Raw genomic sequence first — 14,857 nt, 5'->3', positions numbered from 1 at the left:
GCCTGCGGATCGGTATCGCCTGGGGCATCTGGGGGGGGCGGATTCGCTGTGCCGGTGCCGCCCGTCCGGCCATTGAGCCGTCACTCGGCCGGAGCTCTTTCAGCCCGTCCGGCGTTTGAGGACGAACTCGGCGAAGCCGGTGATCGACGGTCACTGCACCCCCGGGCTCCTCCCAGGGCCGCCTCACCCCGGCGTCAGCCGATACGCATCCAACGCCAGCGTCATCTCCATCAGATCCCGAGGCCGGGCCAACGACCGCGAGGTCAGCTGCTCCAACCGCCGCAAGCGGTTGAACACCGTGTTCCGGTGGCAGTACAGACGCCCGGCCGCCCGCCCGGCGGACCCCTCGCACACCAGCCACGCGTCCAGCGTCTCAAGCAGCACCGCCCGATCCCCCGGTTCGAGGGCGAGCACCTCCCCGAGCACGTCGGACACCAGGCGCCCCGCCAGCTCCGGCTGGCTCACCACAAGCGCCGTCGGCATCCGCTGATCCAGTCGTACGATCCCGCTCGCGTCCGGCGGGCACGTCCGCAGGGCCAGTTCCGCGAGCCGCCGCGCGTGGCCGAGCTCGGCGAGGCCCGCCACCACGGGGCTGATCCCGCCGGGACCGGGGCAGCGCCCGTCCAGCGCGGTGGCCAGCGCGTCAAGGCCCTCCTCCGCGCCCAGCGCGACCACCCCCACCTCCCGGTCCGCCCGCATCCGCCAGACGAAACGGAACCCGGCCTGCTGGATCTGCCGGTGGAACGCCGCACGCCCGTCCCGCCGCTCGGCCCGCAGCACCACCACCGCGTACGGCCCCCGCTCCGGCAGATCAAGACCCGCGGCCACCCGCGCGGCGAGCCCGGGAGCGGACTGGCCCTCCAGAAGCGCGTCGAGCAGCGCCTGCAGCTGCTCGTCGGTGCGCCGCCGCAGCTCCATCTCCGTCGCCCGGTACGCGTCGGACGCGGCCGCCGCCTGCGCGTCCACCGCCGACCACACCATCGTCGCCGAGCGCATCAGGACCGCGAGGCGTTCCGGGTCCTGCCCGGCCGTGCCTTCCAGGAGCGCGTCCCAGACCAGATAGCCCGCGTTGCGGTACGAGTGCACCACCAGGTCGAGCGGCAGGCCCTGCTGCGCCCGCCGCCGCCCCGCCTCCTCGGCGTACTCCAGATCGCGGCGCGGCGACGCGCGCGGCGCCGAGATCGTCTCGATGCCGATCCGCATCGCCTCCTCGGCGTCCTGCCACTGCTGGTCGTACGGAAGCACCCGCGCGTACACCGGGGAGTGCTCGGAGAGCTGCCGCAGATGTTCGTCCACCAGCTCGGGGATGCGGGGCAGCAGCGCCCTGCACGCCTCCTCGAGCACCTTCCAGTCGTGACCCGTCCGAGGCCTGCGCCCGCTCACGGTGTTCCCCCTCGCCGCCGCCCGTAGCCCCTCTTGGAGCGGAGGATGCCACCGCCCGGCCGCCCCCGGCAGGCCCCTGACACGGGGTGTTGTGCCCGTGCACAACCGGCGGGCGATCCCGCTGGTCACCCGCAGCGATTCGGCCACGGGCCGTGGACGGGCGTCCCGCGCGGTGCTGGGGTGAGCGCCACGCGCAGGGCGGGCGGAGAGCAGGGGGTCCCAGGTGGGTGGTTCCGGACTCGTGGTGCGGGACGCGTCGGTCGGATACGGGCCGGTGCGCGCGCTGCGGCAGGTGTCGATCGAGGTACCGGACGGTGCCGTCGTCGCCGTGCTCGGCGGCAACGGCGCGGGCAAGTCGACGCTCCTGCGCGCCATTTCGCGCACCCTCTCCTTCCACCGAGGGGCGCTCACCTCGGGCTCGGTCCACTTCGGCGGGCGGCGCGTCGACGGGTGGTCCGCGGACCGGGTCGTGGCCGCCGGGGTCTCCCAAGTGCCGGAAGGCAGACGGGTGTTCGCGCGGATGACGGTCGCGGACAATCTGCGGGCGGGCGCGCTGGGCTCCGCCGGAAGCCGGGCGGCGAAGGCCACCGCCCTGAGCCGCGTCCACGAACTCTTCCCGGTGCTCGCCGAGCGCGCAGGCCAGCGCGCCGGTCTCCTCTCGGGCGGCGAGCAGCAGATGCTGGCGGTGGCCAGGGCCCTGATGGCATCGCCGAAGCTGCTGCTCCTCGACGAACCGTCCCTCGGACTCGCCCCGTTGATGGCCGCCCGCATCGCCGAAACCGTCCAGGAGATCAACGCCCAGGGCACCTCGGTCCTGCTGGTCGAGCAGAACGCCGCGCTCGCCCTGCGCCTCGCATCCCATGCGTACGTCCTGGACGTCGGCGAAGTGGCGCTCGCGGGCCCCGCGGACGACCTGGCCGCATCCGACGAGGTGCGCCGCCGCTATCTCGGCGTGGTCGACGAGACCGCGGCGGACGACGCGTCGCGCGGCGTCGGCGCGCTCCCGGTGCTCGGGCGATGGGCGGGCCGACGATGAGCGAAGACCGTCCGGCGGCCGACGCGCCGCCCCTCGCGGCGGACGTACCGCCGCTGGACGTAAGGGAGTTGACCGTGCGCTTCGCGGGTCTCACCGCGCTCGACGCCGTCAGCTTCACGGTCAGGCCCGGCACCGTGCACGCCGTCATCGGACCCAACGGCGCGGGCAAGTCCACCTGCTTCAACGTCCTGTCCGGGGTGTACCGCGCCACCGGCGGCACCGTCCGCTTCGGGGAGCACGAGCTGACGGCCATGGCGCCGCACCGCATCGCCGATCTGGGCGTCGCGCGGATCTTCCAGAACCTCGCGCTGCCGCCGCGCGCCACCGTCGCCGACAGCCTGATGCTGGGCCGCCACCGGCTCACCCGCACCGGCTTCGTGGCAGCGGGGCTGCGCCTGCCGTCGGCCGCCCGCGAGGAGCGTCTGCACCGCGAACGGGTCCGGGAGATCGCCGCGTTCGTCGGCATCGAGCGTCAACTCGAAGCGCCTGCGGGCTCGTTGCCCTACGGGCAGCAGAAGCTCGCCGAACTCGCCCGCGCCCTGTGCATGGAACCCCGGCTGCTGCTTCTCGACGAACCCGTGGCGGGGATGACCGCGGACGAGCGGCGCCGCACCGCCGCCGTCATCGCCGGCGTACGCGACAGCCTCGGCATCTCGATCGTCCTGGTGGAACACGACATGGGGGTGGTGATGCGGCTCGCGGACGCGGTGACCGTACTGGACTTCGGACGCCGCATCGCCGACGGCACCCCGGCGGACGTACAGAACGACCCGGCGGTCGTGCGGGCCTACCTGGGGGAGGGCACCCGGTGACCACCTTCGTCGAACTCCTCCTCAACGGCCTCTCGATGGGCTCCGTCTACGCCCTGATCGCCCTCGGCTTCGTCGTCATCTTCCGCGCCACCGAAGTGGTGAACTTCGCGCACGCCTCGCTGCTTCTGGCGGGCGGCTACATCACCGCGTCGCTCCACGACGACATCGGCTTCTGGTCGGCGCTGCTCGTCGGCATCGCGGGCGCCGCGGTGGTCGGCGCCGCCGTCGAGTTCCTCGTCATGCGCCGCTACCGGGGCGCCGACCACAGTGTGCTCGCCATCGTCACCATCGGCGTCGACATCCTGCTCACCACCGAACTCACCCGGCGCCTCGGCACCGACGTGCTCGCGCTCGGCGACCCGTGGGGCGACTCCGTGCTCACGGTGGGGTCGATCTCCCTCGCCCACACGAGGATCGCAGCGTTCGTCGCCGCGGCCCTCCTCATCGCCGTCTTCCTGCTCGCCTTCCGGTACACCTCCTGGGGCGTGGCGATGCGCGCCGCCGCCGAGAGCCCGGAGACCGCCGCGCTGATGGGCGTACGGCTCGGCAGGGTCTCGCTCGGCGCGTGGGCCGTGGCGGGCGGGCTCGCCGCCGTGGCCGCGCTCTTCCTCACCGTCTTCCCGACCCCCGGGCTCGAACGGGCCACATCGCTCGCCGCGTTGAAGGCGTTCCCCGCAGCGATCCTCGGCGGCCTCGACTCCACCACGGGGGCTCTGGTCGGCGGCATCGTGGTGGGCGTGACGGAGTCGCTCGCCACCGGATACCAGAGCGAACTCACCTTCCTGGGCCGGGGGTTGGGCGATCTGGCGCCCTATCTCGTCATGACCGTCATCCTCCTCATCCGGCCCGCCGGACTCTTCGGCACGAAGGAGCTCGCCCGTGTCTGAAGTCCTGGCCCGCGGCCGTGAGTTGCGCTCCCGCAGTTGTACGGCACTGCGCAGCCCCCGGGCCTACGTCTGGGCCGCGGGGGCGGTGCTCCTGCTCGCCCTGCCCTTCTACCTCGACCGGTTCTGGCTGCAGGCGGGGCTCTTCGCCATGGCGGCCGCGATCGGCGCGATCGGCATCAACCTGCTCACCGGCGCGACCGGCCAACTCTCCATGGGGCACGCCTTCTTCCTCGCCATCGGCGCGTACGGATACTGCGTCCTTGCGGGGGACGGCGAGGGCGGCCTGACCGGGCTCGGCCTGCCGACCTGGATCGCCGCCGCGCTCGCCGTCGCCATCGCGGGCCTGGCGGGCGGGCTCTTCAGCCCCATCGCGGGACGCCTGCGCGGCGCGTACCTCGGCATCGCGACCCTCGCGCTGATCTTCATCGGGCAGCATGTGCTCTTCAACGCCCATGATCTGACGGGCGGTTCCAACGGCCGCGACGTACCGCCCCTGAGTCTCTTCGGGATCACCTTCGACGACAGTGAACTCGTCGTCGCCGCCGTGCCGTTCGGGGCATCGGAGAAGCTCTGGTACGCGGGGCTCGTCCTCCTCGTCGGCTGCGGACTCTTCGCCCGCGGCGTGCTGCGCGGACGCCCAGGGCGCGCCATGAACGCCATCCGCGACCACCGCATCGCCGCGGGCGTCATCGGCGTGCCCGTCGCCCGCTACCGGGCCGGTGTCTTCGTCCTGTCGTCGATGTACGCGGGCCTGGCCGGGGTGCTGCTCGCCCTGGTCTTCCAGCGCACCGTGCCGGACTACTTCGGCATGACGCTGTCCCTCGAATACCTCGCCATGATCGTCATCGGCGGCCTCGGCTCGGTCGCGGGCGCGGTGGCCGGTGCCGCCGTGGTGTCCCTGCTGCCCCAGCTCCTGACCCGCTACAGCGACGCGCTGCCGCTGGTCTCGGCCCCCGGCACCGGCGGGATCACACCGGGTGAGGCGTCCCGGTACCTGTACGGCGCCGCCGTCGTGGCGGTGGTCCTTTTCCTGCCCGGCGGCCTTGCCGGCATCGCCGCCCGGCGCTCCAGGCCGAGGTCAGGCCGGGCTTCAGTGGAATCAGGGGAGGAACGATGAGTTCACGCACACGGAAGCGGGCCACCGCGGCGGTCACGGCGCTCGCCGCGCTGCTGGCCCTGGCGGCCTGCAGCTCCAAGGCGAACGACGACGACGGCGACAAGAAGGGCGCGGGCGGGGTCAAGACCGGCGACGGCATCTCCGGGAAGACGATCAACCTCGGCGTGCTCACCGACATGACCGGCGTCTACGCGACCCTCGGCAAGAGCGTCACCCAGGCCCAGCAGCTCTACGTCAAGCAGACCAACGCCGACGGCGGCATCTGCGGCTACAAGCTGAAGCTGACCGTCCGCGACCACGGCTACGACCCCCAGAAGGCGGTCGCCGCGTACACCGAACTGGAGCCGGACGTCCTCGGCTTCGCCCAGTTCATCGGCTCGCCCTTCGTCGCCGCCGTCAAACAACGCGTCGACGGCAACAAGGGCCTTGTCCTGCCGCAGGCCTGGTCGGCGAATCTGCTCGGCAGCCCGTATGTGCGGGTGGTCGGCTCGACGTACGACCTGGAGACGATCAACGCGATCGACTTCCTGATGAAGGAGAAGGGCCTCAAGAAGGGCGACAAGCTCGGCCATGTCTACTTCGAGGGCGACTACGGCGAGAGCGCCCTGAAGGGCTCCCGGCACATGGCGAAGGAGGCGGGCCTCACCGTCGTCGAGCAGAAGATCAAGCCGACCGACAACGACATGACGGCGCAGGTGTCCGCCCTGAAGAAGGCCGGCGTCAAGGGCATCGTCATCAGCGCGGGTCCCCGGCAGGCGGCCTCGCTGGTGGGTGTCGCCGCGGCCGGGAAGTTCGACGTCCCGATCATCGGCAACAACTCGGCGTTCTCGCCCCAGCTCCTGGGTACCCAGGCGGGCCCGGCCCTCGCGAAGAACTACTACGTGGCATCGCCGACCCTTCCGATCGGCGCGGACACGGCAGCGGCGAAGAAGCTGGTCGCCGACTACAAGGCGGCCTACCCCAAGGACGCCCTCGACAACGGCGTGACGGCGGGCTGGACCGCGGCCTCCGTCTTCGGCGAGGCGCTGAAGAAGGCGTGCGAGAGCAAGGACCTCACCCGTGAGGGCGTCGACAAGGCGCTTCTGACCATCGACGCGTACGACACGGGATTCGGCGTCACACAGAACTTCACCGACCCCAAGTCCCCGTCCTCCAAGGAGAGCGTGATCCTGCGCCCCGACAAGAGCGCGACGGGCGGCATGACGGTCGTCCGCGAACCGGGCGCTTCGGAGGCGGCCGAGGGATACACGCCGGGGGCGTGAGCAGCGGCTCGACGAGGCAGGGGCTGCACTGGTCAGGCCTTGATCTTCCCCAACCCCGTGAGGACGAACTCGGCGAAGCCGGTGATCGACGGTACGCAAAGGGGGCCTGAACCAAACGGTTCAGGCCCCCAAAGCACGGTTCAAGCGCCGCTACGGCAACTGCGCCGCCCGCGCTTCCCTCCGGTTGTCCCGGAAGTTGTTCACCCGGCGAGCCGTCGCGAAGAGGGGAATCACCGCGCCCAGGACCAGCTGCAGCGCACACCCCGTCTGGAGGAGCAGCTGACCGCCCGGTGCCTCGAAGGCCCACGCGGCGAGGAGTCCCATCGCCGCGACGATCCACGCCAGCATCGCCACCGCCAGCGGCCCCCGCGGCTTCGGGTACTCGACCCGGCTCACCATGAGCCACGCCGTACCGATGATCGCGAGCAGCGTCGCCACGAACGGCAGCTCAAGCAGCACGATCGAGACGACCGTCAGCGCGCCGAACGGCGAGGGCATGCCCTGGAAGGTGCCGTCCTTCACGGTCACGCACGAGAACCGCGCAAGCCGCAGCACCACCGCCAACAGCACCACGATCGCTCCGACCGCGGCCACTCTCTGGTGCGCGTCGTCCGCGACCATGCCGTAGACCAGGACGAAGTACGCCGGCGCCAGACCGAAGCTGATCAGGTCCGACAGGTTGTCCAGCTCCGCGCCCATCGGCGAGGACCGCAGCTTTCGCGCCACGAGCCCGTCGAAGAGGTCGAAGACGGCCGCGCAGAGCATCAGGATCACGGCGGTCGCGGCGGAGTGCCGCGCCATGCCGCTTTCGGTGCTTCCCTGCACGTACGGGATGAGGATGCCCGTGGTGGTGAAGTACACCGCCATGAACCCGCACGTGGCATTACCGAGCGTGAGGGTGTCCGCTATTGAGAGGCGGAGTGAGAGAGGCATCTCCTCGTCCGCCTCGTCCTCCGCGGCCTCGGGAACCCAGCCGGCCTGTGTCTCAGGATCAACCACGGTCAATTCGAGTCACCCCAGCCACGGTCTTCTGACCGACCTCGACGTCCACTTCGACACCCTCGGGGAGGTAGATGTCGACGCGGGAGCCGAACCGGATCAGGCCGATGCGCTCGCCCTGCTCGACCTTCGTGCCCTGCGGCACGTAAGGAACGATGCGCCGCGCGACCGCGCCCGCGATCTGGATCATCTCGATGTCACCGAGCTCGGTGTCGAAGTGCCAGACAACGCGCTCGTTGTTCTCGCTCTCCTTGTTGAACGCCGGGACGAACCCGCCGGGGATGTGCTCCACGGACGTCACCGTGCCCGCGAGGGGCGCGCGGTTGACGTGGACGTTCAGCGGGCTCATGAAGATCGCGACGCGGGTGCGTCCGTCCTTCCACGGCATGATGCTCTGCACCACACCGTCGGCCGGCGAGATGACCCGGCCCTGGGAGATCTCGCGCTCGGGGTCGCGGAAGAACCACAGCATGCCCGCAGCGAGCGCGGTGGTCGGTACGGCGACGGCCGCGGCGCCCTTGGAGCGACGCGCGCGGACGAGGCTGATTGCCGCGGTGGCGACGGTCGGCAGGAGCCACGGCGATGCTCCGCGCGCAAGACGACCCTTGAGGATGCCATCGCGTGGTGCAGAGGTTTGGCTGTGGGGCATGGATGACCTTCGTAGCGGATGATGCCGCGCAGTTGACGGGGGGACGGCGGCTTTTCCGGGATGCTATCGGTTGCGAGCCACAACTGGGCAAGCCAGGAAGCTGAGTCGACGGCCGAAGAGTGTTGACAGGGTGTGATCTTCTTCTCGACCAAAACACCCCAAATCAGACATCTAGCCCTGGAATCGATACTCTTCGAGCAGTCGCCGACCAATGATCATTTTCTGGATTTCGGCGGTACCTTCACCGATCAGCAGCATCGGAGCCTCACGGTAGAGGCGCTCGATCTCGTACTCCTTCGAGAAGCCGTAACCGCCATGAATCCGGAACGCGTCCTCTACGACTTCTTTGCAGTATTCGGACGCGAGGTACTTCGCCATCCCTGCTTCGAGGTCATTTCGTTCCCCGGAGTCCTTTTTGCGTGCTGCGTTCACCATCATCGCATGGGCGGCCTCGACCTTGGTAGCCATCTCGGCCAGCTTGAACTGAATCGCCTGGTGCTGGGCGATCGCCTTGCCGAAAGTGTGGCGTTGCTGGGCATACGAGACACCCAGCTCAAATGCACGCTGTGCGACGCCGCAGCCACGCGCCGCGACATTCACGCGGCCGACTTCGACGCCGTCCATCATTTGGTAAAACCCTCGGCCGGTGACCCCGCCAAGTACGCGATTGGCCGGAATGCGCAGTCCGTCCATGATGAGTTCGGTCGTGTCGACGCCCTTGTAACCCATCTTGTCGATCTTCCCGGGGATGGTGAGGCCGGGGCGGACCTCTCCGAAACCGGGCTCCTTCTCGACGAGGAAGGTCGTCATCGACTTGTGCGGCGCCGTGCCCTCGGGGTGTCCTTCGTCACTTCGGCACAGAACGGCCACCAGAGTCGACGTTCCGCCGTTCGTCAGCCACATCTTCTGACCGTTGAGAACGTACTCGTCGCCGTCCTTGACGCCCTTGGACGTGATTGCCGACACATCGGAGCCGAGCCCCGGCTCCGACATGGAGAACGCGCCGCGCACCTCGCCGGCCGCCATCCGCGGCAGGAAGGCGTCCTTCTGCTCCTGCGTGCCGTGCTGCTTGAGCATGTAGGCCACGATGAAGTGGGTGTTGATGATGCCGGAGACCGACATCCAGCCACGCGCTATCTCCTCGACGCACAGCGCGTACGTGAGAAGCGACTCGCCCAGACCGCCGTACTCCTCCGGGATCATCAGGCCGAAGAGGCCCAACTCCTTGAGGCCGTCCACGATCTGCTGCGGGTACTCGTCGCGGTGCTCGAGTTCCGTCGCGACCGGAATGATCTCCTTGTCGACGAAGTCCCGGACGGTGGAGAGGATCTCCTGCTGGATGTCGGTGAGACCGGCGGTCTGCGCGAGTCGGCTCATGGCTACTTCTTCTCCTGGCTCTTCTTGGGGGTGTCCACCAGCTCCGGGCGGCCGGGCTGCTCGCCGCCGCGCTCCTTGATGTACGTCTCGGTGGGCACCATCACCTTGCGGCGGAACACACAGACCAGCGTGCCGTCCTGCTTGTAGCCCTTGGTCTCCACGTAGACGATCCCGCGGTCGTTCTTCGACTTCGACGGGGTCTTGTCCAGGACGGTCGTCTCGCCGTAGATCGTGTCGCCGTGGAAGGTCGGCGCCACGTGCTTGAGCGATTCGACCTCCAGGTTGGCGATCGCCTTGCCCGAGACGTCCGGCACGGACATGCCCAGGAGCAGCGAGTAGATGTAGTTGCCCACGACGACGTTCTTCCCGAAGTCGGTCGTCTTCTCCGCATAGTTGATGTCCATGTGGAGGGGGTGGTGGTTCATCGTCAGGAGGCAGAAGAGGTGGTCGTCGTACTCGGTGACCGTCTTTCCGGGCCAGTGCTTGTAGACGTCCCCGACGGTGAACTCTTCGTAGGTGCGGCCGAACTGCATGAGTCTTACGCCTCCGGGGCTTCGAACTTGGAGGTGCGGGTCATGCCGGCGGCACGCCCCTTGCCGGAGATGACCAGGGCCATCTTGCGGCTGGCCTCGTCGATCATCTCGTCGCCGAGCATCGCCGAGCCCTTCTTGCCGCCGGCCTCGGAGGTGCACCACTCGTACGCGTCCAGGATCAGCTCGGCGTGGTCGAAGTCCTCCTGGGAGGGCGAGAAGACCTCGTTGGCCGCCTCGACCTGACCGGGGTGCAGCACCCACTTGCCGTCGAAGCCGAGCGCCGCGGCGCGGTTGGCGACCTCGCGGTAGCCGTCGACGTTCTTGATCTGCAGGTAAGGGCCGTCGATCGCCTGGAGGTTGTTGGCGCGGGCGGCCATCAGGATCTTCATCAGGATGAAGTGGTAGGCGTCGGCGGGGTAGCCGGGCGGCTGCTCGCCGACGACCAGGGACTTCATGTTGATCGACGCCATGAAGTCGGCCGGGCCGAAGATGATCGTCTCGACGCGCGGGGAAGCCTGCGCGATCGCGTTGACGTTGTTGAGGCCCTGCGCGTTCTCGATCTGCGCCTCGATGCCGATCTTGCCGACCTCGAAGCCCATCGTCTTCTCGATCTGGGTCAGGAGCAGATCGAGCGCGACGACCTGGTCGGCCGTCTGCACCTTCGGCAGCATGATGCAGTCGAGGTTCTGGCCCGCGCCCTCGACGACCGTGACGACGTCGCGGTACGTCCACTCGGTCGTCCAGTCGTTGACGCGCACGACCCGCGTCTTGCCCGTCCAGTCGCCCTCGTTGAGGAACTTGACGATGGTGTGCCGGGCCTCCGGCTTGGCGAGCGGCGCGCAGGCGTCCTCCAGGTCGAGGAAGACCTGGTCGGCGGGGAGGCCCTGGGCCTTCTCCAGGAAGCGCGGGTTGGAGCCGGGAACCGCCAGACACGAACGGCGCGGGCGCAGGCGGTTGATGGGCGCGGTCATGCGGGGACCTCCAGAGGGTCGAGCTTGTTCGCTTTCCGGATCTCGTCGACGATACGGCCGATGATCTCGGTGATGCCGAAGTCCTTGGGGGTGAAGACGGCGGCCACACCCGCCGCCTTCAGGTCCTCGGCGTCGCTGTTGGGGATGATGCCGCCCGCGATCACGGGTATGTCGGGCGCCCCCGCCTCGCGCAGCCGCACCAGGACGTCCGGTACGAGCTGTGCGTGCGAGCCCGAGAGGATCGACAGGCCAACGGCGTGTACGTCCTCGGCGAGCGCGGCGTCGACGATCTGCTCGGGCGTGAGTCTGATGCCCTGGTAGACCACTTCGAAGCCGGCGTCACGCGCGCGTACCGCGATCTGCTCGGCGCCGTTGGAGTGCCCGTCGAGGCCCGGCTTGCCGACCAGGAAGCGGAGCTTGCCGGTGCCGAGATCGGCGGCGGTCTTGGCGACCTTGTCGCGCACGAGGGCGAGCGGTGTGCCGGCCTCGGCGGTCACGGCCACCGGAGCGCTCGAAACGCCCGTGGGGGCCCGGAACTCGCCGAAGACCTCCCGCAGGGCGCCGGACCACTCCCCGGTCGTCACGCCGGCGCGTGCGCACTCCAGGGTGGCCTCCATGAGGTTGCCCGTGCCGGCGGCGACCTCCTTGAGGCGCTCCAGGGCCTTGCAGGGGCGCGGGTGGTTGAACGGCGGCTGGTAGCGGGTGTCGCGCCAGTGCTTGAGTGCGTTCACCACGCGGTTCTCGACCGCCGGGTCGACGGTCATGATCGCGGTGTCCAGGTCCGAAGTGAGCGGGCTCGGCTCGGTCGACTCGTACACGTTGACGCCGACGATCTTCTCCTGGCCGCTCTCGATGCGGGCCCTGCGCTCGGCGTGCGAGGAGACCAGCTGCGACTTCAGGTAGCCGGACTCGACGGCGGCCATCGCGCCGCCCATCTGCTCGATGCGGTCGATCTCGGCCAGGGACTCCTCGACGAGGGACTCCACCTTGGCCTCGATGACGTGCGAGCCCTCGAAGATGTCCGCGTACTCCAGGAGGTCGCTCTCATGCGCGAGCACCTGCTGGATGCGCAGCGACCACTGCTGGTCCCACGGCCGGGGCAGACCGAGCGCCTCGTTCCAGGCGGGCAGCTGCACGGCACGCGCGCGTGCGTCCTTGGAGAGCGTGACGGCCAGCATCTCCAGGACGATGCGCTGGACGTTGTTCTCCGGCTGGGCCTCGGTCAGGCCAAGGGAGTTGACCTGCACGCCGTAGCGGAAGCGGCGCTGCTTGGGGTTGGTGATGCCGTACCGCTCGCGGGTGATCTGGTCCCAGATGCGGCCGAAGGCGCGCATCTTGCACATCTCCTCGATGAAGCGGACACCCGCGTTCACGAAGAAGGAGATACGGGCGACGACGTCACCGAACTTCTCCTCGGGGACCTGTCCCGAGTCGCGTACGGCGTCGAGCACGGCGACGGCGGTGGACATCGCGTACGCGATCTCCTGCACCGGAGTGGCCCCGGCCTCCTGCAGGTGGTAGCTGCAGATGTTGATGGGGTTCCACTTGGGGATGTTCGCCACCGTGTACGTGATCATGTCGGTGGTGAGGCGGAGGGAGGGGCCCGGCGGGAAGACGTGCGTCCCGCGCGACAGGTACTCCTTGACGATGTCGTTCTGCGTCGTCCCCTGGAGCTGCGTGATGTCCGCGCCCTGCTCCTCCGCCACCACCTGATAGAGCGCCAGGAGCCACATGGCCGTGGCGTTGATCGTCATCGAGGTGTTCATCTGCTCCAGGGGGATGTCCTGGAACAGGCGCCGCATGTCGCCGACGTGCGAGACGGGGACTCCGACCCGGCCGACCTCGCCGCGGGCGAGGATGTGGTCCGGGTCGTAGCCGGTCTGCGTGGGCAGGTCGAACGCGACCGAGAGGCCCGTCTGACCTTTGGCGAGGTTGCGCCGGTACAGCTCGTTGGACGCCTCGGCCGTGGAGTGACCGGCGTAGGTCCGCATGAGCCACGGCCGGTCCTTCTGACGCTCTGTCATGTACGAACCCTCGGCCTTCAGATGTTCCGGAAGCGGTTGATCGCGTCGATGTGCTTGGCCCGCATCTCCGGGTCGCGCACGCCGAGGCCCTCCTGGGGCGCGAGCGCGAGGACGCCGACCTTGCCCTGGTGGAGGTTGCGGTGCACGTCGTAGGCGGCCTGCCCGGTCTCTTCGAGGGAGTAGACGCGGGAGAGCGTGGGGTGGATCTTGCCCTTGGCGATCAGGCGGTTGGCCTCCCACGCCTCGCGGTAGTTGGCGAAGTGCGAGCCGACGATCTTCTTCAGGGACATCCACAGGTAGCGGTTGTCGTACTCGTGGTTGTAGCCCGAGGTCGAGGCGCAGGTGACGATCGTGCCGCCCTTGCGCGTGACGTAGACCGAGGCGCCGAAGGTCTCGCGGCCGGGGTGCTCGAAGACGATGTCCACGTCCTCGCCGCCGGTCAGCTCGCGGATGCGCTTGCCGAAGCGCTTCCACTCCTTGGGGTCCTGGGTGTGCTCGTCCTTCCAGAACTTGTAGCCTTCGGCGTTGCGGTCGATGACCGCTTCGGCGCCCATGGCCTCGCAGATGGCGGCCTTCTCCGGGCTGGAGACGACACAGATCGGGTTGGCGCCGCCGGCCAGGGCGAACTGGGTGGCGTAGGAGCCGAGGCCGCCGCTGGCGCCCCAGATCAGGACGTTGTCGCCCTGCTTCATGCCGGCGCCGTTGCGCGAGACCAGCTGGCGGTACGCGGTGGAGTTCACCAGGCCGGGCGATGCGGCCTCTTCCCAGCTCAGGTGGTCCGGCTTGGGCATCAGCTGGTTGGACTTGACCAGGGCGATCTCCGCGAGGCCGCCGAAGTTCGTCTCGAAGCCCCAGATGCGCTGCTCGGGGTCGAGCATCGTGTCGTTGTGGCCGTCGGAGGACTCAAGCTCGACGCTCAGACAGTGCGCGACGACCTCGTCGCCCGGGTTCCAGGCGTTCACGCCGGGGCCGGTGCGCAGGACGACGCCCGCGAGGTCGGAGCCGATGACGTGGTACGGCAGGTCGTGGCGCTTGGTGAGCTCGCTCAGGCGGCCGTAGCGCTCCAGGAAGCCGAAGGTCGACATCGGCTCGAAGATCGAGGTCCACACGGAGTTGTAGTTGACCGAGGAGGCCATGACGGCCACCAGGGCCTCTCCAGGGCCGAGTTCCGGCACGGGAACGTTGTCCAGGTGCAGCGACTTGCGGGGGTCCTTGTCGCGGGTCTCGAGCCCGGCGAACATGTCCGTCTCGTCCTTGTGCACGGTGATCGCGCGGTACGAGTCGGGCAGGGGGAGAGCGGCGAAGTCGGCGGACTTGGCGTCCTGCGACTGAATCGCGTCCAGGATTTCCTTCACGGTGATGCCTCCGGCGAAGTGCGGTCCCCCTCTGAGGGGAACACGCTCTTGAGGGTTACGTCGGGTGCTGCTGGTGCTTGTGAGGGTGTGCCGTCGGTTCGGCGGAGGGTGAAGCTCGGCAGCGCTTGGTGTGGCGCGGGAGGTTGCCTGTGACGCAGGCGTCCGGGCGCACGAGCCGTGGCTTGTGGGGACAGCCGGCGTACGGAAGTTCTCTGCACGCCGGCCGCCCGGACAACATCAACGTATGGCACCGCGTGCCAAGTGACAAGACACTGGGTGCCATGAGTTTTTGATAGATGATCGATCAGTGCAGGTCAGAGGGCGTGCGGGCATGGCGGAGGGGGGGGGGGGACCGGGGGGGGGCGCCCCCCCCACCCCCAGCACACACCTCTATTGAGCCGCAGCGCACTCGCCCCGCACCCCCTCCGCTGGAGAAGAGCACCAGAAACATA

The 14,857-nt window shown here is 69.1% G+C and carries 13 protein-coding genes; 5 read left to right on the top strand and 8 right to left on the bottom strand.

Annotation, left to right across the window (positions count from 1 at the left end):
- Window positions 1-183 precede the first annotated feature (183 nt).
- The gene (locus ACFWY6_RS35615) at window positions 184-1,383 is read right to left on the bottom strand and encodes a PucR family transcriptional regulator (RefSeq protein WP_384699552.1); all 1,200 of its coding nucleotides are present in this window, start codon (window positions 1,381-1,383) and stop codon (window positions 184-186) included.
- Between the two features lie 223 nt (window positions 1,384-1,606).
- Between ACFWY6_RS35615 and ACFWY6_RS35610 the strand changes: the two genes are divergently transcribed.
- From ACFWY6_RS35610 to ACFWY6_RS35590, 5 genes are read left to right on the top strand one after another with little or no spacing between them, the layout of a single operon-like run.
- Window positions 1,607-2,419: an ABC transporter ATP-binding protein gene (locus tag ACFWY6_RS35610; protein WP_384699550.1), complete on the top strand. Its 813-nt coding sequence runs from the start codon at window positions 1,607-1,609 to the stop codon at window positions 2,417-2,419.
- Complete coding sequence (locus ACFWY6_RS35605; RefSeq protein ID WP_384699548.1) at window positions 2,416-3,231, top strand: ABC transporter ATP-binding protein; 816 nt, start codon at window positions 2,416-2,418, stop codon at window positions 3,229-3,231. Before ACFWY6_RS35610 ends, ACFWY6_RS35605 begins: the two co-directional genes overlap by 4 nt.
- Complete coding sequence (locus ACFWY6_RS35600; protein WP_384699546.1) at window positions 3,228-4,118, top strand: branched-chain amino acid ABC transporter permease; 891 nt, start codon at window positions 3,228-3,230, stop codon at window positions 4,116-4,118. The genes ACFWY6_RS35605 and ACFWY6_RS35600 overlap by 4 nt, the downstream gene beginning before the upstream one ends.
- The gene (locus ACFWY6_RS35595; RefSeq protein ID WP_384699544.1) at window positions 4,111-5,235 is read left to right on the top strand and encodes a branched-chain amino acid ABC transporter permease; all 1,125 of its coding nucleotides are present in this window, start codon (window positions 4,111-4,113) and stop codon (window positions 5,233-5,235) included. The genes ACFWY6_RS35600 and ACFWY6_RS35595 overlap by 8 nt, the downstream gene beginning before the upstream one ends.
- Window positions 5,232-6,497 carry an ABC transporter substrate-binding protein gene (locus tag ACFWY6_RS35590; protein WP_384699542.1) on the top strand — a complete coding sequence of 422 codons (1,266 nt, stop codon included), beginning with the start codon at window positions 5,232-5,234 and terminating at the stop codon, window positions 6,495-6,497. The genes ACFWY6_RS35595 and ACFWY6_RS35590 overlap by 4 nt, the downstream gene beginning before the upstream one ends.
- 150 nt (window positions 6,498-6,647) lie before the next feature.
- On the opposite strand, the gene pssA is transcribed toward ACFWY6_RS35590, so the two are convergent.
- The 7 genes from pssA to ccrA form a co-directional block, all read right to left on the bottom strand.
- Entirely contained in the window at window positions 6,648-7,502 is an 855-nt protein-coding gene (gene pssA / locus ACFWY6_RS35585) for a CDP-diacylglycerol--serine O-phosphatidyltransferase (RefSeq protein WP_360764405.1), read from the bottom strand.
- A complete protein-coding gene (locus tag ACFWY6_RS35580; protein WP_266872067.1) occupies window positions 7,489-8,145 on the bottom strand; it encodes a phosphatidylserine decarboxylase in 657 nt (218 codons plus the stop codon). The genes pssA and ACFWY6_RS35580 overlap by 14 nt, the downstream gene beginning before the upstream one ends.
- Window positions 8,146-8,316: 171 nt before the next feature.
- Entirely contained in the window at window positions 8,317-9,522 is a 1,206-nt protein-coding gene (locus ACFWY6_RS35575; RefSeq protein ID WP_384699540.1) for an acyl-CoA dehydrogenase family protein, read from the bottom strand.
- A 2-nt stretch (window positions 9,523-9,524) separates the two neighbouring features.
- Complete coding sequence (locus tag ACFWY6_RS35570; protein ID WP_384699538.1) at window positions 9,525-10,055, bottom strand: MaoC family dehydratase; 531 nt, start codon at window positions 10,053-10,055, stop codon at window positions 9,525-9,527.
- A gap of 5 nt (window positions 10,056-10,060) precedes the next feature.
- Window positions 10,061-11,026, bottom strand: a complete 966-nt coding sequence (locus tag ACFWY6_RS35565) for a CoA ester lyase (RefSeq protein WP_135333644.1) — start codon at window positions 11,024-11,026, stop codon at window positions 10,061-10,063.
- The gene (locus tag ACFWY6_RS35560) at window positions 11,023-13,050 is read right to left on the bottom strand and encodes a protein meaA (protein ID WP_384699536.1); all 2,028 of its coding nucleotides are present in this window, start codon (window positions 13,048-13,050) and stop codon (window positions 11,023-11,025) included. Before ACFWY6_RS35560 ends, ACFWY6_RS35565 begins: the two co-directional genes overlap by 4 nt.
- Window positions 13,051-13,067: 17 nt before the next feature.
- Window positions 13,068-14,405 carry a crotonyl-CoA carboxylase/reductase gene (ccrA, locus tag ACFWY6_RS35555; protein ID WP_384699534.1) on the bottom strand — a complete coding sequence of 446 codons (1,338 nt, stop codon included), beginning with the start codon at window positions 14,403-14,405 and terminating at the stop codon, window positions 13,068-13,070.
- Window positions 14,406-14,857 lie beyond the last annotated feature (452 nt).

It is taken from the genome of Streptomyces sp. NPDC059037 (assembly GCF_042740015.1).
GTDB lineage: Bacteria > Actinomycetota > Actinomycetes > Streptomycetales > Streptomycetaceae > Streptomyces.
Note: the sequence above shows the minus strand (reverse complement) of the source record. Positions and strands in the feature narration are given on the sequence as shown.